Consider the following 20719-nt stretch of genomic DNA (forward strand, 5'->3'; position numbering starts at 1 on the left):
TTGTTCCTCACCTTCATAATAGTTATGGTTTTCCGACTATTATAGTTTACTCCTTGGAGTTAACTCCAAGTCAAGCGATATTGAATATTATCGAACGAAACTGATCACAACAACCGCTGCACCCATTAGCAAAACAATCCCCTCTCCTATTCCTTCACTTCAAAATCAATGTCAGTTTGTATCTTATAGCTTTGTTTATTATCTTCGCCGTCCGTATTTGCTTGAACATAAAAATCTACATAACCATTAACTACATAGTGACCTTCAGGAAATCMGTCTTCCCATAAGCTTTTTATGAAATCAACATAATCCTTTTCATCTTGTTCACCGTAACCGCCGCCTCGTTTGTATTCTTCTCGAAGCGGCTCTCCTCTTTTGAGCGTTGTGTTCAATAACGGCTGATCCATCATATAAGCGATTCCATAGTTCCTTGTTGTCTCCGTTATCGGAAAATAGAACGGTGATGCAGAGTGATAAATAGTCACGGATTCCTTGTCTCCGATGTATTCTAATTCTCCATATACCTTTACGGGTTCACCTTTGAGATACTCTTCCTTCTCAGAGACAAGCCGGTAGACAAAATCCACTTCAGTTGCCTCGGCGCTTGACCTGTTTATTTCTTCAATATTCGACGGAGCAGGGGCCGGATCGTTACTACCTTTATCGATCTTTGCTTGCGAGCCGCAGCTTGCCAATACGATCATAACCGCAACGCATCCTAATAAAATAAAAGCTCTCATTCTATATCACCTCACTGCTCTGACGAAAATTGGAAAAAACTTTGTTGCACAAATGCCATAGCCAACACGCCAAATGCTCGACTTCGCTTTCACCCGTGCTAACTAATCATGGACAATAATAACTGGAAATAGTCCCGTTAATTTTAGGGCTGCTGCCTCTTTTTATACATTAGATGGAAAAACTCCCGTTAAAATCACTGTTTCTCAGCTGAATGGGTGATGTGGGGGCAATTAACATGAGAAATTCCCGTTATTCATCGCTTAATAGGTGATATACCAATAAATAACTGGAGAGATTCCCGTTAAATCTACAAAGGCGACTGGTTGTTCGGTCATGGAGCCTTCGCAGAATTAAAAGAACCTTATCAGCTCTGAACCGCAAGGTTCAACGCAAGTAAGGTTCTCCTCATTCCCCATTATTCATTCCAACCGAGCAGAAGCTGCTCCAGATCGCCGGCCGATAACGGCTTGCTGAACAAGTAGCCCTGCACCTTGTCGCAGCCCCTCTCCTGCAAGTAAGCCAGCTGTCTCTCATTCTCCACGCCCTCGGCGATCACGCACATGCTCATTCTTTTGCCGATCAAAATAATTTGTTCCACAAGCGTCGCTTGATTCGACTCCGCCCCGATCAGATCGATGAACGACTTGTCGATCTTCAGCGTCGAGATCGGCAGATGAGTCAGGTGGCTCAACGAGGAATAGCCGGTGCCGAAGTCGTCCAGCGCGATCTTAATATTTTCGCGTTTCAACTCGTTCAGCTTCACGCTTACGTAATCATACGATTCAAGCAGCACCGACTCCGTAATCTCCAGCTCCAAATGATGCGGCACAAGTCCCGACTGTCCCAGCGTACGAAGCACCATCTCGTTAAAGTCGTTTTGCATCAGCTGCAGCACGGATATGTTGACTGACATCGTCAGGTCAGCGAACCCTTTGCGATGAAGCTCGTTCAGGAATCGGCAAGCGGTCGCCAGCACCCATTCGCCGATCGGCACGATTAGATGGGAATCCTCGGCTACGTTAATGAACTTAAGCGGCGATACGTAACCGAGCTCCGGGCTCTTCCAACGCAGCAGCGCCTCCAGCCCCGATATCCGGTTCGACGCCAAATCGACCTGCGGCTGATAGACCAGCTCGAACTCTTCCTGCTCTAATGCCTTGTACAACTGCTTCTCGATCATCATCCGTTCGGCGAACATCTCGTTCAGCGGATGATCGAAGACGACATAGTTGTCCTTTCCCGCTTCCTTCGCTTTGTACATCGCAATGTCCGCGCGCTTCACCAGCTCCATCATATCGCTGCCATGATCCGGATATAAGCTGACGCCTACGCTAATGCTGATATGAATCATCGTGTTCTCCACATCCACCGCTTCTTTAAAGCAGGATAAAACGCTGCCCGCCGCGACATGAATATACTCCTGCTCCTCTAGTGAATGCCATACGATAATGAACTCATCACCGCCGAACCGGTATACGTCACCCTGACGGCCGACGATTGCCCTTAAACGCTCGCTTGCCTTCAAGATGAGCCGATCGCCGAATCCATGCCCCATCGTATCGTTAATATATTTGAAGTTGTCTATATCGACGAACAGCAGTGCTGCTTGGCCCGGCCTGCCCGCCAGGAAAGAACTCGATACGTTCTCGTACAGCGCCAGCTTATTCGGCAGACCTGTCAACAGATCGTGGTAGGCCAGATGCTGCATCTTCTCTTCGCTTTCCCTCAGCTTCTTCTGATTATCGATGACGAATTCGTATTGCTGCCGCAGCTCGTCCTCGGTCGCCGTAATCTCCTCGTAAGCGGACTCCAGCTCATCGTGGGCCTGCACCATTTCGCGATAAGCAAGCTCCAGCTTCTCTTCCATCCTCTTGATGCGCTTGAGCGTCCGCCATATAAGCCCGAAGACGAGCAGCGCGGTAACGAGGATGAAGAACCACCCTTTAATCATATTAATACTTGCGAGCCAATCCGCATCATCCGTAATAGCCGATACAGCCCGATCCGTAAGTAAGATCCACAAGATCCCTACTATAAAATATATGCCTGCAATCCGCAGTGAGCCTTGCAACGGGCTGAAGGAGCGCTTGTCTCCCCATCCCTCGCCTAGCTTCTCATAAGCTTCATTTCTTATTGGATGGGTACTCTTGTCTTTTTTTCTATGCAGCATGTGGCCCTCTCCCATTCGGTAAACAGTATGTACTGTTAAAATTTTCTACAAAATTACCGAAATTCCTCCATTATTCTCTATTTTACGCAAATAAAAAAGAAGGAACTGTGCCAAATTGGACAAGTCCTTCTCCTGTTCCCTGCTATGACGCTTACGTTAAGCGTTTATAATACGGATAATCCATCGTTTGCTGAATCTCTGCCGCAACAGCCTCGCCCCAGATCGATTCGATGAAAAACAATCCCAAATCGACGGATGCCGTAATTCCTCCACCTGTAAAAACCGTGTCATCCCGCACATATCTCTCCTTCACCGCAGTGTCGCAATAAGGAACGAGCAGTTCGATAGCGTTCGGATTCGTAGTTGCCCGCTTCCCCGCGAGCAAGCCCGCAGCGCCAAGCAGAACTGCTCCCGTACAAACGGACGCTTTATATTCGGCTCCTCCTGCCGTCCGCAGCCACTCGATGAACGAAGCGTCGCCAACAAGTCTCCTCGTCCCCATTCCTCCAGGAATGAACACGACATCGTAATCGCCCAAATGCGGCAAAACAAGATCGGCCTTTACGCGCATGCCGCGATCATCCGTAATCTCTTCCGCAGCCGCGCAATAATCCCAAGTCATATTTTCCACTATGCCGCGTTTCTTTAGCCAAGTCACCGCATTATGGAAGCCGCTGAAGTCAAGCGTCGTCATATCATCGAATAATATAAAAGCAAGCCGCATCTTAATGTTCCTCCTCCCGCACAGCGAATATGGAATCGATAATAACGGGCAGTCCGCCCCGCAAGGATACCGCTCCGAATACGGAGCGAGCATGTACGCCTCTATCCCCGAACACTTCGGCCATCAGATCGGAGAAGCCGTCGAGCACCTTATGATGCTCCTCGAACTCCGCGCTTGCGTTAATGAAGCCCTGCGCCTTCACGACGCGAGCCACCTTGTCCAATGAACCGAGATAAGACTGGACGACGGCCAATATTTCAATCGCCGTCTCTCTCGCATACTTGTAGCCTTCCTCTGTCGTATAATGGATACCCAGATTCCCTCTTGCTCCGCTGCTTGGTCCTTTGCCCGATACGAACAGCAGCCCGCCTTCCAAGACGCAGTTCGCATAACTGGCTGCCGGTTCGCTGGCGGGCGGCAGCTTGATGCCTAACCTCTCCAATCTAGAAAACGTATCCTCCATCGGTACATCATTTTCCATGCCGTTGTCCCCCTTCACCCTTCTCTATTGCCGATTGCTTAGATCACAGTCTATACTACAATTGACCCCTAACAAAGTGTCAGTCAACTACTATTTTTAGTGGTCAGATTGACTGAAGCGGAGGCACTTACCCCCATGGATATAACGCTTCATCCGAACGATACAGGAGCGCTATACTTACAGCTTTACAAGCGTATCAAATCGCTTATTCAGGATGGCATCGTACAAAACGGAACAAAACTTCCCTCGGTGCGGACATTATGCAAGCAATTAGGCGTCAGCAAAACGACCGTCGAGACCGCCTATCAGATGCTCTTGGAGGAAGGTTACGCGGCGAGTAAGCCTCGTTCTGGCCTATATGTGATCCATCACCATTATGGACAGCACCCGCGCGTGAGCTCATCTCCGCAGAATAGTGAACCTGCGAGACAGCAATACGAGCAAGACGCAAAGCCGCAGGACGCGGTGATCGACTTCAGCCTATTGACCGTCGACGGCGAGTCCTTCCCGCTCCGCCTGTGGCGATCCGCCCTAGCCGATTCGCTTGCGGCAAATAGCCGCTTCATTCACGAATACGGAGATCCGAAAGGCGAATACAGCTTGCGCGAGCAGCTTGCCCGCTACTTGACGAATTCGAGGGGAGCAGTCTGTACGGCCGAACAGATCGTCGTCGGCACGGGCATTTCGAACAGCATCCATGTGCTGTCAAGGCTGCTTGGAGAGGGATTGGCCGTTGGCGTAGAGGCGTATGGCATTGCTCAGGTGAGGACCATTTTCGAACAAAATCAATTACAGCTCATTCCGATTCAAGGCGAAGGCGACCATCACGAATTGACCTTCGAGCAATTGGAACGCAGCACGCTACAGGCGCTCTACCTGACCCCGTCGCATCGTCCCGCGGGCAGTCCTCTTCCCTACAAAACGCGGCAACAGCTTCTGCAATGGGCACAAGCAAGCGGCAGTTATATCATCGAAGACGATTATGACGGCGAATTCCGTTATTACGGCAAAACAATCCCTTCTTTGCAAGGGATGGACTGCCATGATTCCGTTATCTATTTAGGCACATTCTCCAAGTCGTTCACACCCGCGCTGCGGATGAGCTACATGGTGCTCCCGCCGAAGCTTATGGAGAAGCTAAACGATCTAACGCATATTCTGACATGCCCGTCGCGAATCGATCAGTGGGCGATGGAGCTGTTCATGGAGAAAGGCCATTGGTATCGTCATATTCGCAAAATGAGGCAGGTGTATCGGAGGAAGCATGAATGGCTGATCGCATGCATCGAACGCTGCTTGCCGGGCAAAGCGCAAGTGACAAGCGATCATGCCGGGCTGCATATTGAGCTGACGCTGGAAGCGAGCTGCAGACCCGAGCGGCTCATCGAGCTTGCGGCAGCCGCAGGAGTTCGCGTCTACGGTCTGCAAAGCCCGGACCTACCCGGACTTAACGACAAGCCTAAGCTGTACCTGGGCTTCGGAGGCATAACAGACAGCGATATGTCGCATGGCATTCAATTATTAAGCGAAGCATGGACGCCTGTATGGCGTCATTAATAAAAAAAAGCGATATGGCCCGAGAGCGCATATCGCTTGCTTCGTATTATTTTTTGCTAATTCTAATAACGAGATAAATGACCTCTACAATAAGGCCAACGGCGAATCCGGCTGCAATCAACTCCATGAACACAAGGATACTGATGAGATCCTCCCAGCCGGTCATATCCCTAGAATAAACGGCCATTCCGATTAGACCCGCCGCGAGTCCGGCAGTCGAGCATAATGCCAGCTTACGCGCGCCCAGCCATCCGAAGAAGCCGAACAGAAACGATAAGCCCGTGCCTAACAGCAGAAACCGGAAAGCATACACTCCCGTGAAGGCTTGCTCCATAAGGACGAACCGTATAAGCCATAGCAGCAAGGTTGCCGTAAGCGACGATATGCCCGCCCATAGCCACCACCGACTGCTTCTTGCAGCAGGAAGCCAACGCATAACTACTGCCCCTCTCTCGAAACGCTTTTTCTTGATGCATCTATAAGACGTATCTCGAGTTGCATTTGTTTCGGGACTAGGCTCGAAGCCCGGCGACCTTGCGGTATTTCATGTAAGAGACCACGCGCCAAGGCAATACGTAGGAGAACGCAACGAGCATGAACAAGGCGCCCAGCGTCGAAGGATTAACGATATCCAGGTACCCTCTTAGGGCAAATCGAATAACAAGAATCGCGAGGAAGGCGAAAATAAATCCCATATTTTTTTTCGCATAGATTTGATTGTCGTCCCGAACCTCATAGTTCGTCGTCCATATGAGCGGCAGCGACATCGCGACGCCTAGAACGACTGCGATAAGCCAATCGTACATCGGTGCATGTACGTCCGCATTCATGAACAAAGTGATGCCCGGCAGCATGAAGAGCATCGGCAGCAATAACCGTTTACCTCCGCGCACCGGCTTGTAGAAGGACCTCGTACGCCTCCAAAGCACCAATGCGGCAATCGCCAAAACCATAATATACATTTCGTTCGTGTTCATTTCCCCACCGCTTTCCGCTCCATTTTTATCCTCAATCAGTATACATCGATAAGCATATTTTGGAAATATTTATGTGCGCAAAAAAATAGAGCATCCTAAGATGCTCCTAACGAATAACGATGATGTTGCTTGCTACATTTGACGGCGTCTTACCGTATTCAGTTCCATCTCGTTCTGATGCCATTCTTTAATGATATGCTGATAAAAATGGCTCTCTTGCGAGCTTAAGCCCCGCTTATTGCTCTTCACGGCAAACTTCTCGATGCGCTTCTTCAAAATCTCGTTGCGACGACCCAACAAATCCGAATAAGTCAAGTAAAATCAGCCTCCAGCAGTCGTATTCTGTCTCGTCTCGATTAAGTATATCGGAATAACCGGGTATTGAAAAACCGCATATGCTCGCTATTATCCGCAAATATCCGCCTCAGCGTCTCTCTTCCAAAGCGAGCAAATCGTATTCGGAAATATCCTTCCCGATACGCAGTCTCGCGATAGGAGGGCAGCCTATTTTCAGCTAATAGAGTAGAATCGTCCAAGCCGTTTGGCAACCTTTTCATAGAATATATGAATCTATTGAAAGGTTGTGAGATTAGATGGCTGTGTTTAAATATTCAACTGGCCCCGTCGAGAACTCCGTTAATGTCGACGATTCGTTCACGCCGCCGGGCGCGTCGAGCTTCGTCTTCGTCAAGGCGCTCAACAACAGTACTTGCAATAACGTAAGGGTACGCGTGAAGCTGTTTCAATTGAACGGAAGAAAGCGGCTCGTGAGTAATCAGTCATTTACATTAAGAAGATTCGAATCCAACTTCGTCATCCTCGACGTTGCAACAATCGCGCAATACGAGGTGCAAATCTTCACCAGCCACAAGAGCGTGCTCGTCTCCGCTTGGGGCAAAGACGCAGACGGCCAGCTCGTCGCCGCTCAGCGCTTCACCCAACAGGAGCTTACCAAAGCAACCTTCAAAGGCTAACAAACTAGGATGAAATGGTTGTGCAGGCTCTCCCTCCTGTGCCGCCATTTTTTTGCGTTTAGTGATATAATCTAGAGTAGCCGAAAGACACTGTTCTTTGGCGGCCTAAGATTTTTCATAGTGAAACAAATGGGAGATTATTCGAACATGGATAACTTGTATAGGATAGATAACAATCAATGGAATATGCTTGTTCAAGACGTAAGCGACAGCTTCGACGATGGGACCATTAAGCGCGGGTATGCTTATTACAGACAGGGGCGGGTGCTTCATATCGCGATGAGCGCGCCGCAGCAAATAGAGGGAATCGTCGAGGGGAACGACAATTATAAGGTCGAGATTAACCTCGATTTTTTCACACTGAGCAACTGCTCGTGTCCGGTAGGCGGCAACTGCAAGCATCAATTCGCGATTCTGCTCGAGTACGCCAGACTGCAGAACCGATCCGTCGAGATGCTTGTGAACGCTGGACAGCATGTTTTCAGCCAGCCTTCGCCGCGATCCGCAACTACATTCGCAGCATCCGTACGCAAACAGCAGCCCGTTGCTAATAAGCCAGCCGTCTTATCGGCAGCAGAACTGACCGGCAAGGGCAGCATGCTTGCACAGATGACGATCGCCCAGTGGCAGGAATGGTTCGCCCTCTGCACGGCAGGACTCGAGGAGAAGACGCGGAACGGACAATATGTGCAGGATTCACTGAAGGCCATTATGGCTCACAAGCCCCCGCTCTCGCCCGTACTGGAGCAGCTTCTTGGTCTGAACGCCCGGCTCTTCGTTCTTCAAGCGCTGACGAAGCCGATAGCGAACTCCTCCATGCCGGGCCACTTCTATATGGGTTTCTTCACGAATTCAGCCGCTATCGATCTAGAAAAAGAAATAATGGGCGTATTGGATTCGAATCTTCCCATCCAAGCCGAACCTGAGCAATGGGATCGCGTCAAGGAAACTCTCGCTATTATTCGCCGCGCCATGCTCGTCCAATCACGCATTCAGCAAGCTGCGGTCAGCTTCTACTTCCAACTGTGGACGGAGTGGCTTACACCCAATATGAACGGCACGGCGCTTTATGAGGATGAGCTTCGGGAGCTGGCGGCTGCTTCCGAAGCGCTGGGAAGCGAACTCCGCCAATATCCGTGGCTGATTGCGCGAAGCTGGATGTCGTTCAGCCTATCCGAGGACGAGAAAGCTTGGGAACTGCTGGGCACGATCAAACGGTCCGATGGCAGTTCCGATGATCTTTTCCGATTCCTGCATGCGCTAATCAAGGATGAACATTGGGACCGCTTGATCCAATGGCTGTCATGGTTCGGTTCGAACATCGTAGGCTTAGTCACCCATGCCGAGCAATTGTATTCGCATCTATGGGACGAGGCACTTCTTCATCGTCCAGACGCCGAGCCGCTCATGTGGCATACGCTGAAGCAGCGACTGCCAGCCAGTCAGGAAGCTTATGAGGACAAGCTGCTCAATTACGGCAAGCTGCGCGAGTGGATGGACTTTCAGATGAGCTCGGGCAGGGAACCGCTCGATTATCGCGTCTCGGAATTCGCGGATATTGAGCGCAACGATCCGAAGCTGCTGCTCCCCTTTTACCACCAAGCCGTTGAGCGGTACGTTCTGCTCAAGAACAGAGCCGATTACAAGCAGGCGGTCAAGCTGCTTAAGAGGCTCGCCAAGCTATATAAGAAGCTGAAACGAGAGGACAGATGGGAGCTGTTCTTGAACTCATTCCTTGAGCGGCATAGCAGGCTGCGCGCCTTATCAGAGGAATTGAGGAAAGGAAAGCTGATACCATGAGTGCGAACATGAACATGAGCATCCAAGTAGACATGATTAAGGTTACCGTTACAATAACGACACAAGGCGACGCCCTCTTATATGGACATAGAGCGAATCGCAACACCGCTATGAGCGGCTTGGCGCTAAAGCACCGATTATTTGCCTGGCATGAGCCGTCCTTCTATGGAACAGAGCTAGAAGTCATGCAGGTACAGCATACAGAGCTCATTCTGCTGCCTGCCGAGCAGGTGCTTCCGTTCTTCGCCGAGCTGGAGCTCCTCTCTTCGATTGAATGGGAATGGGCCGGACATGGTCCCTCGCTCGTTCAGCTGGCGCCAGTGCTGGCGGCATGTCTGGAGGAAAAACAATATATTCCGAGTCTCCCTGCCTTCCAGGAAGGCAAGCTGGAATGGTCGTGGGACAATGCAGACGCGCAAAGGATACTGGATCAATCGCAAGATCATGAGGATCAGGATGAGCAAGCGGAGGATACCCTTGCGGAAGGGCTTCGAGCGTCATTCTCGGCCGCCGTATTCGGTCGTTTCTATTCTACCGAAGCCGAGCAAGCCGATCTGCACCGGGAATTTCCGCTCTTATTCGCGGAAGATCGCTCGGCGGCTGCCGGGATGGACGAGCAGGCTTGGCTCATTGCGGTCGGCTGGAGAGCCGATTCGGCGCCGTTCCGGCCGCTTCTGCAATTGCTTGAGCCGGGCGAGGAGGAGCTGGACTGGCGGCTGCGGCTTGTGCTGCAGGACAAGCTGGACGCTGCGGCGATTACGCCAATCCGCCTGACAGGGAATGGCAGCGCGTTAGGCTCTTGGCCGACGTCATGGACGGGCTTCGTGCAAGAACGCTCGGCTGGCTGGCTGGAGCATCTTCGCGCTTGTCTGCCGGCTGCGCAACTTGCTGACGCGGGCGCACACGACGATGATCTGCTTAGCGCTCCGTTATCGGACGAAGCCGCATGGCAGTTTCTAACGACGGACAGCAAGCGTCTGCTCGAAGCCGGCTGGCAAGTGCTGCTTCCCGCCTGGTGGGAGGCGGCGAGCAAGAAGAAGCCGCGGCTGCGCGCCAAAGTGAAAGACAGCGCGGGCCGAGCAACGAACCGCTCGTTGTTCGGTCTCGATTCCCTCGTCGACTTCGACTGGCGAATCGCAATCGGCGAAGCCGATCTCACCGAGGAAGAGTTCGCCGCGCTCGTCTCTCGTAACGAACGTCTCGTTCGCTTTCGCGGGCAATGGATCTCGCTTGACCCTGCCCTGCTGTCGCAAATTCGCAAGCTGATGGCCAGCGTGGATCGGACGGAAGGACTGTCCTTCCAGGACGTATTGCAGCTGCATCTGCTCGGAAACGGCGGCGCGAGCAGCCCTGAAGAAGAGGCTGCTGCAGCGGCGGACAACGCGGCCCGCATCCAGCTCGAGGTCGAGCTTAACGAACACCTCGTTAAGCTGATCGGTCAGCTCGGCTCGCAATCCGAGCTGCCGCCCCTTGAGCCGCCGGCCGGGCTCCGCGCCGAGCTGCGGACTTATCAGCGGGAAGGCTACGCATGGCTTTCCTTCCTGAGACGCTTCGGTCTCGGCGCCTGTCTCGCCGACGACATGGGCCTGGGCAAGACGGTACAGCTGATCGCGTACTTGCTGCATATGAAGGAAACGGGAGCGCTGCAACACGGCGCTCCCCCGGCCCTTATCATCTGCCCAACATCCGTACTCGGCAACTGGCAGAAGGAAATTACGCGCTTCGCCCCATCGCTCAGCGTCACGTTCCACTACGGCGGCAGACGCAACAGCGGCGACGACTTCCTTGCGCAGACTCAGCAAGCCGACATCGTGCTGACCTCTTATGCGACGGCCACGCTTGATCAAGAGCTGCTGCAGTCCATTAATTGGGCTGCAATCTGTCTTGACGAAGCGCAGAACATTAAGAACGCTCAGACGAAGCAGTCGTCGGCCGTTCGCGGCATGAAGGCCAAGCATCGCATCGCCCTTACAGGCACGCCGATCGAGAACCGGCTGAGCGAGCTATGGTCGATCTACGACTTCATCAATCCCGGCTTCCTCGGCAGCGCGGCCGGCTTCCAGCAGCGGTTCGTCAAGGCGATCGAAACCGAGCGCGACGAGAAACGGATGGCCGACCTGCAGAAGCTCGTTAAGCCGTTCATGCTGCGCCGCAAGAAGAAGGATCCCGCGATCCAGCTCGACTTGCCGGATAAGAACGAAATGAAGACGTACATTCATCTCACGGCCGAGCAAGGCGCGCTTTATGACCAGAGCGTGAATCAGCTCATGGACCGCATGCAGAAGCTTGAGGGCATCGAGCGGAAAGGCGCGATTCTTGCCGCGCTCACCCAGCTGAAGCAGCTATGCGATCACCCGCTACTGCTGACGAAGGAGAAGACGGCGGCAGCAATCGGCGAAGCCGCTGCCGATGCCCCGCTTGATACGGAGGCGCTCATCAGCCGCTCCTCCAAGCTGGAACGCCTGCTCGCGATGGTTCGCGAGCTGCGCGACGAAGGCGAGCGCTGCCTCATCTTTACGCAATACGTCGGCATGGGACAGATGCTGCAGCAGGTGCTCCGGCATGAGCTGCAGGAGCCGGTGCTGTATTTGAACGGCAGTACGTCCAAGGCCGCGCGCGACCGAATGATCGAGCAATTCCAATCGCAGACGCTGCCACCCGAGGAACAGCCGAACGTATTCATTCTGTCGATCAAGGCTGGAGGCGTCGGACTTAATCTGACAGCGGCGAACCATGTCTTCCACTTCGACCGCTGGTGGAATCCGGCCGTGGAGAACCAAGCAACCGACCGCGCATATCGGATGGGTCAGACCCGAGATGTACAGGTGCATAAGTTCATTTCGCTCGGTACGCTCGAGGAGCGGATCGACGAGATGCTCGAGAGCAAGCAGCAGCTTAGCGACACGATCATCACAAGCTCCGAAGGCTGGATTACCGAGCTATCGACCGATGCGCTGCGCGACCTCTTCACGCTGCGGCATGATTTTGCCGATTAAATATGAAAACGGGATGGAGCAGACATTATTCTGCTCCATCCCGTTTCAATTTGGCCTCTTCCCTTCGTTGCAGTTTGTACAACTGATAAGGCTTTGAACCGCCCTTTTGTCGGTCCTCCCGACTAGCTATTAAATTAACTTAAATTAGCCAACTTCCCTGCCAGACTTCGCTCTCCCTGCGAAGCAGAACTGAAACGAGGTTCCCGCCCCTATCCTGCTTTGAATGTCTATCTTGCCGTTCATCTTCTTAATGATGCCGAACGACACCATCGTCCCAAGGCCCGTCCCTTTCTCCTTCGTCGAATAATAAGGCGTGCCGAGCCTCCGTATTTGTTCCTGCGTCATGCCGCAGCCGGTATCGTTAATGCTAATAAGCAATTGATCTTGATATTTTTCCGATCTGATCTCGAGCAGACCGCCGCCCGGCATCGCCTCGATCGCGTTTTTGCCGATGTTGATCATCGCTTGGCGGAACTTGTATCGATCCCCGGCAACAAAGAGCGGCTGTTCGTCCGCTACGTACTCTTTAATCTGAATGTTGTTATAGTTCGCATAAGTGAGCAGCACGTTCGACAAATAATGAACCTCTTCATTCAAGTCGATATTTTCGACCGTCTCGGGATCGGGCTTGGCCAGGGTCAAGTAATCGGTGATGATCAGCTGCGCGCGATCTAATTCTTCCAGACTGATCTTTTTGTAAAACTCTTTCTTCTGCTGGCTTAAGTTCGCCGTCCCGAGCAGCTCGATGAACCCTCTAACGGTCGTGAGCGGGTTGCGAATCTCGTGAGCGACGGAGGCGGCCATGTCGCCGACGATCTTCATTTTCTCGCTGCGAATAACCTCTTCCTGCATGTAAAAATATTTGCCGAGAATCTCGATTAAATAAATGCCGATTCCGATAATGACGCCTTGCAGCAGATAGGTTTCCAATGTCTCTATCGGCTTTTTGTAAAGTAATTCGAAACTTCCAATCATCGAGAGGTAGAGAGAGAATGCAATAAGTTTAATGGAAGTGCACAACAAAATGGCGGCCATGATCTTATGCGGCAGCTTGAGCGCATGATAACGTTTGTTGATCCCATAGACGATAATCAGAGTTGGCAAAAGAGCGCACACATAGATCAGCTCGTTCGGATTGCCTGACAAATACCGAAAGATCAGCAATGTCGCATATAACAACAACGCGACGGGCATCCCCCCATATAACGAGCCAATTGCTAAAGGAATAGAGCGAAAATCGTATGTAAGGCCATGGATATGGATAGGAAAAGACATCGTCGTAATGAGCGCAATCGCAAAAAGAATATAGAGAAGAAACCGATAGAGCGGCAATTTGCCCCTTACTCTGAAAATATACGGATAAAACACGAGCGGGGAAAAAATAAGAAAAATGTTAAGAATAAAATCTTTGAATTGAGCAACCATGACTTCCCCCAGCCCTATACCTATTTGACCTAAATATATCATAAAAGGTCGCTGTTGGATGCATCTTTTCAGCAAGAAAAAAAGCGGTCCGCAGTCTTTGTCCAGACTGTCGGAACCGCTTCATTTATAGAGTCCATCTTGGCCGCCCAGCTAGTGCTTCCGCTTGTAATACGTTATCGCTAGCGCAAGTGCCAGAACGGAGCCTTTCACAATATCCATCGCGTAATAAGGTACAGAGAGCATGACGAGTCCGTTGGACAAAATACCGATAAGCACCGCGCCCGCGAACGTGCCGAACGCGTTAGGTTTGCCGGCTCCGAATACGGAGTAGCCGATGAACGCCGCCGCAACCGCGTCCATTAAGTACGAGCCGCCCGAATTAACCTCTGCATTCATGACGCGCGCGCCGAGTATGATTCCGCCGACTGCCGCGAACAACGCCGATACGAGATAAGCGATCAAGCGGTACTTGCCCACAGCGATGCCTGACAGCTTAGCCGCTTCCGGATTGCCGCCAATCATATACATATAACGGCCATGCTTCGTATACGTCAGGAATAGATGTACGACGATGACTACGAGCAGCATAATAATGATGATCCAAGGCACTTCGCCCAGCTTGCCGAAGGAATCGGGAATGACGCCCGTGGCGAAATCGCCGTTTGGCATAATCATATTTTGCGAGATCGTCGCGCCCTTGGTGTACGTCAGCGCCACGCCTTGGAAGATAAACATCGTCGCCAGCGTCATCAACATATCTTGTATCTTGAAGTTGATCACAAGAAACGCGTTAATCAAGCCGATAACGAGACAGAAGGCGATCGTGATCGCGATGCCGACGCCGATGTTCTGTCCGTGCCAGACGAACATGGAGATGACGAGCGCGTTGGCGACCGAAGCCGTCGAGCCGACCGATAAGTCGAAGCCTCCAACCGACAGCGATACCGTAAGTCCGGTTGCGATAATCGTTACAATAGCAATCGAACGCAAAATGTTAATAATATTAGCGCCGTTCAAGAAGTTGTCCGTCATTGTGCCGAACACGGCTATGAGCAGCAGGATCGTAATCAACGTCCCGTATTTATAGAGAAAGTCAAAGAAATGAAACCCTTTCGCGCTCCGATTGGCATTCGCTTCGGCAGCCTTCATGTCAACAAGCCTCCAGTGCTGTATAGCAAAATCTCTTCCTCGTTCGTATGCTTCGTCTCCAGCTCTTTAATGACGCCTCCGTCATACATGACGTACATGCGGTCGGTGATGCCCATCATCTCGGACATTTCGCTGGAGGCGTATAGGATGCATTTGCCGCGGCTAGCCAGCTCGGCTACCAGCTCGTAGATGTCGCGCTTCGCGCCTACATCCACGCCTTTGGTCGGCTCGTCGAAAATGTAGACGTCAGCGTCGACGAGCAGCCATTTGCCGATGGCGACCTTCTGCTGATTGCCGCCCGACAGATTGCGAACCTTCGCCGCTCCGCTTGGCGTCTTAATGCCAAGATCGGCAATGATCGCCGTCGCGGCTTTCTTCTCCTTCGCCGCGCTCAGCCACGAACCCCATTTGGTGAATCGGGACAGAACCGATGCCGTAATGTTGTCGGACACCGACTCATCGACGAAGACGCCTTCACGCCGACGCTCCTCAGGTACGAGCGCCAGACCGTGCTTCACCGCTTCATGCGGCGAACGAACCCGCAGCTTGCGCCCTTGCAGATAGGTATCGCCCGTCGATGTCGATGACGCTCCGAACAAGGCGCGGCAAAGCTCCGTCTTGCCTGCGCCAACGAGACCCGCGAGACCGACGATCTCGCCTTTGCGGATGAATAGCTCGACGTTCTTCACCTTGTCCGTATCGCTGATCGACTTCGCCTCGAACCACTTCTCCCCTATCTCTCTTTCCGACCTCGGGAATTGTCCGTCCAGCTTCGCGCCTAACATATGCTCAACTACTTGCTGCTGGCTGAGCCGCTTGATTTCGTCTCTTATGACAAGCTTCCCGTCACGCATGATCGTGATGTCGTCGCATATTTCATACAGCTCCGGCAGACGGTGGGAAATGAAGATAATGCCTACGCCTTCCGACTTAAGCTGCCGCACTAAGCGGAACAGCTGCTCCGTCTCGCTATGGCTAAGCGGCGCGGTCGGCTCGTCCAATACGAGGAAGCGGCATTCCATCGACACCGCCCGTGCGATCAAAACCATCTGCTTCTCCGCAAGCGTCAGCTCTTGGACAAGCTTGCGTGTCGGCACCTTCACATTCAGACGGTCCAGCACAGCCTGGGCCGAGCTGTGAAGCTGCTTCCAGTCAATGAGATGGCGTCCCTTCATGTTATGGACGGTTTGTTCCATCATAATATTTTCGCCGACGGTCAAGTTGGGAATTAAGACAGTGTCTACTTCCTGATAAACGATCTGAATGCCGTTATCCTTCGCGTCCTTCGGCGACCGAATAGCCGCTTGCTTGCCGTCCAGCCATATATCGCCCGTGTAGTGATTGTACGCGCCCGAGAGCACCTTCATCAGCGTTGATTTACCCGCCCCGTTCGCGCCGATTAAGGCATGGGCCCGTCCCGCCAACGTGTGGAAGTCAACGTCGGTTAACGCCTTTACACCGGGAAACTCAATCGAGATCCGTTTCATTTCAAGCTTGCTTGCTTGTCGCTCCGTCAACTGCCCTACCTTCCTCTCCAAACAGGATAGAGCGCCCCCATCCGGATGGACAAGGGCGCTTTCCTTAAGCTTCATGCAGCTAGTGCTAGCTGTACCTATTTGCCGTTAGCGGCTTTCAACGATTTGATCCAGTCCTCTTCAAAAGCATCCGTCGTTCCCCAGCCAGGGATGATTTCGGCAAGCGTAACCATGTTGACAGGGTTAGCCGACGTCTTCAATGTTGCTTGGTCAATCAACGCCGCTTCCAAGTTGTACGATGCAGGCGTTTCTTCGCCAGCCAGCTTCTTCGCAAGCAATCTTACGTTCACCGCGCCGATCATCTTCGGATCAACCGCAGCAGTGGATGCCCAAGGGCTGTTCTCTTCTTGCATGATTTGCAGATCGGCGTTCGATACGTCGATGCCGTAAATCTTGATTTCCGTACGTCCCGCTTCGATCAGCGCTCTAGCTGCACCGATTGCGAATGCGTCCCATGTTGCGAAGATCGCGTCGATCTCGCCTTTCGGGTATTTCGTCAGCATTGCCGCTACCGCGTTTTGCGTGTCAACCGATGTGTTCTCATTCGCAACGCCGAAACGGTCAACTTCCTTGATGTTCGTATATTTGGCAAGCGTATCCGTGTATACCTTGTTGCGGCGAACCATTGGAGGGAAGCCGTCTACCCAAAGGTATACGATCTTGGCATCCTCGCCTTGCTCTTTCACGAGATTGTCTAGGGCGAATTGCGCGAGCGCTTCGTCGTCTTGCGAAGTAAGCGTAACGCCGGATACGCCGGACAGCTCTCCCACGGAATCGAAAGCAACGACTTCGATGCCTTTATCTCTTAGCTTTTGTACAGCTTTCACCGTAGCAGGGTCATCGCCGTGCGAAACCACTACGCCGTCTACGTCGCTGTTCGCCGCTTGGTCAAGCGCGTCAAGGAACTTCACCGTGTCGCCGTTCGCCGAGAACGTGTCGACGCTGAATCCAAGCGACTCGCCCTCTTGCTTTGCGCCAGCAAGGAATTGTGCTGTATGATCGTCTCCGCCAATCTTGCGGATTACTTTCAGCTTTATATCGCCTTTATCGGCCAATGCCGCAGGAACGTCTACCTTCTCTACATTTGCAGACTGGTTATTGCCGCCTGCTGCTTCGTTTGCGTTGTTGTTCTTCGCTTGTCCGCAGCCCGTAGCTACGATAACGACGGCCAGCATCAGACCAAGCATAGAACGAAGTTTCTTGTTGTTCATTTTGTTTTCTCCCCTTGTATCTACAAATGAATGTATTAATACAAGTAATCCTATCGGATATTCTATAGCACGTCAATAGATTATGTATTTATTATTTTTAAAAACAGCAAATTTGCTTTGATTTTGTTCGCACAATCCCCATTATACCTCAAAAATGACTCATAAGACGAAAAAAACTTCCCGAATCATGAAGAATGTTCGGGAAGTTTGTAGAATTGAGTCTATTATTTTGCGTTTACAGCCATTCCGATCGTCACGATCTGGTATGGCTGAACCTTCAACGACGGCTGGCCGGAGCTATTCGCTTCAAGCGCGGCACCTTGCGTTTCCAAGATGTCGCTGCTGTATGGCGAGCTAGCGTTATGAAGAGACAACGCCGTCTCGTTCGCACCCATGTTGAACCAGCGCAGCATGACATCGTCGCTGCCCGGCTTCAGCTTCATGGAAGAGAAGGCGAGCTCGCTGCCTGCTTCCCAGCGGATTGGCGCATGCGCCGGCGCAACCGCGCCTTCGTGTACACCCGTCTGGCTGGCTGTCCATGGTACTTGGAACTGGTAAGCAGCTGCGTAAGCGCCGCCGTTCATTCCATTGCCGCTGTGCGGTATTAAGCAAAGCTCTACAGTGCTCTCGCCTAGGCACTGCGCCTCCGGCGTAGGGAAGTAACCCCAGTCGCCAAGCTCTCCGACTGCCCGCAGCAGCGTAACCGCGATCGTGTTGCGACCGTCCCTCAGCACCTCATACTCGTTCAACCCGAGGTTCGCAACGGTCAATCCCGCATCGACGCCGCTTACGTCGACGAATGCTTGCTGATGCTGGGCGTTGCTTGGATTGCTCCACTCCGGCGCAGGTTCGTTGCCGCGCTCGGCGATTTCGAACATCGAATCTACCCGGTGCGTGCTCGCAGCCAGATCGGTAGGGAACAATGCCCGGAGACGGTGATCCTTCGCTTGATTATCAAAGGTAGCTTTGACGTTCAGCCCTTTGCCGCTGCGCTCCAAGGACAGCACCGTACGAATCGTCATCGTCACCATCTCAGTAGAGCGGCCCGACTTGCGCTCCGGATAATAGATCAGCTCGCGCTGCTCCTCATCCAGCTTGCTCTCCGCCGATGCCGGCAGCTGCCAGTCATGCGTAATTTCGAAGGAAGCACGGAACGGCGTATCCTCGATCAGACGGATGCTCGCCTTCGAGTCTTTCGTCGTAAGCGCGGCTTCTCCATTCGGCTGCTTGTACATATACTCGTTGCCGATGTCGCCCGTGTTCTCATATACGCCGAGATCGCGGTACTTGGTGCCGCTCGCCTTATCCGTCAGCGTGTATGAACCGTCTTCCGCAATCGTGACCGCTAGACGGTCATTTTCCATCGAAGCAGCTCCCGTCACCATGGAGGCGCGGTTAGCTTCATTCGTCGGCGCTGTTGCGTCGGTTTTGACCAACGCATACGTCTTCCAGCCGAGCGCCGGCACTTGACCAGCCTCGAACGTCAGCTTCACCCGGCGGCACATGTACGGCTGGCGGAACTTATCGTCCGGCAGATCGTAGCCGAATTGCAGCCCTAGATCCTCCATGGCGTATGCCGTTTCCGTTCCCTCAGCATCGATCAGCACGCGACCAGATAGGTCGGTCTCCTTCACGATTCGAGCAGCTTCCTCTAGGGTATACCCGTCGCGGAAGTAGAGGCGCAGCGCGTCGAGCTCTACGGTCAGCACGCCCGAACGCTCCCAGCCCGTCGTGTTGAATACGACGACAGGCAGCGCGTCTTTGCCGTGTTTGCCGAAGCCCGTTGTATCAATCGCATCGGATAGCGCCGCTTTGCTGCTGTCGATGATCGATTCTGCGACATGGCGGCTTTTGTCAAAGCGGGTAACCATTTCGCGGTGAACCTCATCGACGCTGCATCCGCAGATGCTGTCATGCGGATGGTTCTGCATCAACGTTTTCCAAGCATAGGTGAACAGATGATGCGGATAGGCTTGTCCCGTAAGCTTGGCTAATGCCGCCAGAGGCTCGGCAACCTTCTCCAGCATCGCTTGTCCGAGCTGATTCATCTGCTTCAGATAGACGCGGGCCGACGCCGTGTTGACGAGCGTACCCCAGCCGTCTGTCCGCTGGCTTCTCAGCTCGCCCTTAACCGAGGACAGCGCTTGATCCATCGATTGGTTAACGGCGACTAAATAATCTTCGAACGTTGAATGGATAAACTCCGTGTCCGGGTACAGCTGACGCGCCGTCTCCAGCGCTTCAGGCAGATCAAGTTGAATCGGCTGATGATCGCAGCCGTTCATGTAGAGCAATTGGTTGGTCGATGCGTACTTCTCGGCGTCAGCCAGCTTCCGCTCCCAGTAATCGGCTGCCGCTTGCTTATCGACAGGTACCTCGTTGCCGTTGGAATACCAGTTGGCGAACAGGATGCCGAGCACCTTGGAGCCGTCCGGCCCTTCCCACAGCAGCTCGGAGAACGACGACTCGTAGCCGCCGTCGGATACCGTGTTATTGAAGCCCGTCGGTTTCACGCCGCGTCCGAAGAACGCGTTCGTAATGCCTGCTTGCAGCATTAATTGAGGCGTCTGCCCCGTTAGCCCGAACGTATCGGGGAAATAGCCGATTTTGGACGGCGTGCCGTATTGAAGCGCGTCCTGATGCCCGATCTGCATATTCCGCACGTTCGCTTCGCTACTCGTAAGGAACGCGTCCTGCAAAATATACCAAGGGCCGATGATGATGCGGCCTTCTTGAATGTATTTTTCGAGCCGCTCGCGACGTTCGGGACGGACCTGCAAATAATCTTCCAGAATGATCGTTTGTCCATCCATATAGAAGCTTTTATACGCCGGATCTTCTTCAAGCTTATCCATCAGCGCATCCACCAGCTCGACGAGGCGGACGTGATGTTTCTCGTAAGGCAAATACCATTCTCTATCCCAATGCGTGTGGGAGATGATATGCGCCGTGCGTTTTTTTGCCATGATGTTAATCCCC

General features: G+C 52.7%; 16 protein-coding genes. 4 read left to right on the forward strand and 12 right to left on the reverse strand.

Annotated elements, in window-relative coordinates:
- Positions 1-146: 146 nt before the first annotated feature.
- The 4 genes from AC1DF0_RS21580 to AC1DF0_RS21595 all read right to left on the reverse strand — a co-directional run bounded on the left by AC1DF0_RS21580 (position 147) and on the right by AC1DF0_RS21595 (position 4116).
- Positions 147-704 (reverse strand): hypothetical protein, encoded by a 558-nt coding sequence (locus tag AC1DF0_RS21580; RefSeq protein ID WP_477575272.1) that lies wholly within the window; start codon positions 702-704, stop codon positions 147-149.
- Between the two features lie 452 nt (positions 705-1156).
- The gene (locus AC1DF0_RS21585) at positions 1157-2911 is read right to left on the reverse strand and encodes a putative bifunctional diguanylate cyclase/phosphodiesterase (RefSeq protein ID WP_477575273.1); all 1755 of its coding nucleotides are present in this window, start codon (positions 2909-2911) and stop codon (positions 1157-1159) included.
- A gap of 151 nt (positions 2912-3062) precedes the next feature.
- Positions 3063-3635, reverse strand: coding sequence for a DJ-1/PfpI family protein (locus tag AC1DF0_RS21590; RefSeq protein ID WP_442048456.1), 573 nt, complete (start codon positions 3633-3635; stop codon positions 3063-3065).
- 1 nt (position 3636) lies between these two features.
- Positions 3637-4116 carry a RidA family protein gene (locus tag AC1DF0_RS21595; RefSeq protein ID WP_477575274.1) on the reverse strand — a complete coding sequence of 160 codons (480 nt, stop codon included), beginning with the start codon at positions 4114-4116 and terminating at the stop codon, positions 3637-3639.
- Between the two features lie 135 nt (positions 4117-4251).
- Here AC1DF0_RS21595 and pdxR point away from each other — a divergent pair, with 135 nt between their 5' ends.
- Positions 4252-5673 (forward strand): MocR-like pyridoxine biosynthesis transcription factor PdxR, encoded by a 1422-nt coding sequence (gene pdxR, locus AC1DF0_RS21600; RefSeq protein WP_442048454.1) that lies wholly within the window; start codon positions 4252-4254, stop codon positions 5671-5673.
- 46 nt (positions 5674-5719) lie between these two features.
- Here the strand turns inward: pdxR and AC1DF0_RS21605 are convergent, their stop codons facing one another.
- The 3 genes from AC1DF0_RS21605 to AC1DF0_RS21615 form a co-directional block, all read right to left on the reverse strand.
- Complete coding sequence (locus AC1DF0_RS21605; RefSeq protein ID WP_442048453.1) at positions 5720-6109, reverse strand: hypothetical protein; 390 nt, start codon at positions 6107-6109, stop codon at positions 5720-5722.
- Positions 6110-6185: 76 nt separating this feature from the next.
- Positions 6186-6650 (reverse strand): CcdC family protein, encoded by a 465-nt coding sequence (locus AC1DF0_RS21610; protein ID WP_442048452.1) that lies wholly within the window; start codon positions 6648-6650, stop codon positions 6186-6188.
- A 132-nt stretch (positions 6651-6782) separates the two neighbouring features.
- A complete protein-coding gene (locus AC1DF0_RS21615) occupies positions 6783-6965 on the reverse strand; it encodes a hypothetical protein (RefSeq protein ID WP_337102878.1) in 183 nt (60 codons plus the stop codon).
- Between the two features lie 278 nt (positions 6966-7243).
- On the opposite strand from AC1DF0_RS21615, the gene AC1DF0_RS21620 reads away from it, so the two are divergent.
- From AC1DF0_RS21620 to AC1DF0_RS21630, 3 genes are all read left to right on the forward strand, one after another.
- The gene (locus AC1DF0_RS21620) at positions 7244-7624 is read left to right on the forward strand and encodes a hypothetical protein (RefSeq protein WP_442048451.1); all 381 of its coding nucleotides are present in this window, start codon (positions 7244-7246) and stop codon (positions 7622-7624) included.
- A 147-nt stretch (positions 7625-7771) separates the two neighbouring features.
- A complete protein-coding gene (locus AC1DF0_RS21625) occupies positions 7772-9424 on the forward strand; it encodes an SWIM zinc finger family protein (protein WP_477575275.1) in 1653 nt (550 codons plus the stop codon).
- A gap of 14 nt (positions 9425-9438) precedes the next feature.
- Entirely contained in the window at positions 9439-12420 is a 2982-nt protein-coding gene (locus tag AC1DF0_RS21630) for a DEAD/DEAH box helicase (protein WP_477575317.1), read from the forward strand.
- Positions 12421-12564: 144 nt separating this feature from the next.
- On the opposite strand, the gene AC1DF0_RS21635 is transcribed toward AC1DF0_RS21630, so the two are convergent.
- The 5 genes from AC1DF0_RS21635 to AC1DF0_RS21655 all read right to left on the reverse strand — a co-directional run bounded on the left by AC1DF0_RS21635 (position 12565) and on the right by AC1DF0_RS21655 (position 20706).
- Positions 12565-13845 carry an ATP-binding protein gene (locus AC1DF0_RS21635; protein WP_477575276.1) on the reverse strand — a complete coding sequence of 427 codons (1281 nt, stop codon included), beginning with the start codon at positions 13843-13845 and terminating at the stop codon, positions 12565-12567.
- Between the two features lie 150 nt (positions 13846-13995).
- Positions 13996-14994 carry an ABC transporter permease subunit gene (locus AC1DF0_RS21640; protein WP_475822365.1) on the reverse strand — a complete coding sequence of 333 codons (999 nt, stop codon included), beginning with the start codon at positions 14992-14994 and terminating at the stop codon, positions 13996-13998.
- A complete protein-coding gene (locus tag AC1DF0_RS21645; RefSeq protein ID WP_477575318.1) occupies positions 14991-16481 on the reverse strand; it encodes a sugar ABC transporter ATP-binding protein in 1491 nt (496 codons plus the stop codon). The genes AC1DF0_RS21640 and AC1DF0_RS21645 overlap by 4 nt, the downstream gene beginning before the upstream one ends.
- A gap of 125 nt (positions 16482-16606) precedes the next feature.
- On the reverse strand, positions 16607-17740 hold the full coding sequence (locus AC1DF0_RS21650; RefSeq protein ID WP_477575277.1) for a sugar ABC transporter substrate-binding protein: 1134 nt from the start codon (positions 17738-17740) through the stop codon (positions 16607-16609).
- Between the two features lie 224 nt (positions 17741-17964).
- Entirely contained in the window at positions 17965-20706 is a 2742-nt protein-coding gene (locus AC1DF0_RS21655; protein WP_477575278.1) for an alpha-mannosidase, read from the reverse strand.
- Positions 20707-20719 lie beyond the last annotated feature (13 nt).

The organism is Paenibacillus sp. 05T425 (assembly GCF_056396205.1).

What these genes read in the sequence shown, in the direction of transcription:
- AC1DF0_RS21645 (WP_477575318.1), bottom strand. Translation starts at nt 16,481, where the DNA reads ATGAAACGGATCTCGATTGAGTTTCCCGGTGTAAAGGCGTTAACCGAC.
- AC1DF0_RS21590 (WP_442048456.1), bottom strand. Translation starts at nt 3,635, where the DNA reads ATGCGGCTTGCTTTTATATTATTCGATGATATGACGACGCTTGACTTC.
- AC1DF0_RS21655 (WP_477575278.1), bottom strand. Translation starts at nt 20,706, where the DNA reads ATGGCAAAAAAACGCACGGCGCATATCATCTCCCACACGCATTGGGAT.
- AC1DF0_RS21630 (WP_477575317.1), top strand. Translation starts at nt 9,439, where the DNA reads ATGAGCATCCAAGTAGACATGATTAAGGTTACCGTTACAATAACGACA.
- pdxR (WP_442048454.1), top strand. Translation starts at nt 4,252, where the DNA reads ATGGATATAACGCTTCATCCGAACGATACAGGAGCGCTATACTTACAG.
- AC1DF0_RS21625 (WP_477575275.1), top strand. Translation starts at nt 7,772, where the DNA reads ATGGATAACTTGTATAGGATAGATAACAATCAATGGAATATGCTTGTT.
- AC1DF0_RS21640 (WP_475822365.1), bottom strand. Translation starts at nt 14,994, where the DNA reads ATGAAGGCTGCCGAAGCGAATGCCAATCGGAGCGCGAAAGGGTTTCAT.
- AC1DF0_RS21585 (WP_477575273.1), bottom strand. Translation starts at nt 2,911, where the DNA reads ATGCTGCATAGAAAAAAAGACAAGAGTACCCATCCAATAAGAAATGAA.
- AC1DF0_RS21650 (WP_477575277.1), bottom strand. Translation starts at nt 17,740, where the DNA reads ATGAACAACAAGAAACTTCGTTCTATGCTTGGTCTGATGCTGGCCGTC.
- AC1DF0_RS21635 (WP_477575276.1), bottom strand. Translation starts at nt 13,845, where the DNA reads ATGGTTGCTCAATTCAAAGATTTTATTCTTAACATTTTTCTTATTTTT.
- AC1DF0_RS21595 (WP_477575274.1), bottom strand. Translation starts at nt 4,116, where the DNA reads ATGGAAAATGATGTACCGATGGAGGATACGTTTTCTAGATTGGAGAGG.
- AC1DF0_RS21620 (WP_442048451.1), top strand. Translation starts at nt 7,244, where the DNA reads ATGGCTGTGTTTAAATATTCAACTGGCCCCGTCGAGAACTCCGTTAAT.
- AC1DF0_RS21605 (WP_442048453.1), bottom strand. Translation starts at nt 6,109, where the DNA reads ATGCGTTGGCTTCCTGCTGCAAGAAGCAGTCGGTGGTGGCTATGGGCG.
- AC1DF0_RS21610 (WP_442048452.1), bottom strand. Translation starts at nt 6,650, where the DNA reads ATGAACACGAACGAAATGTATATTATGGTTTTGGCGATTGCCGCATTG.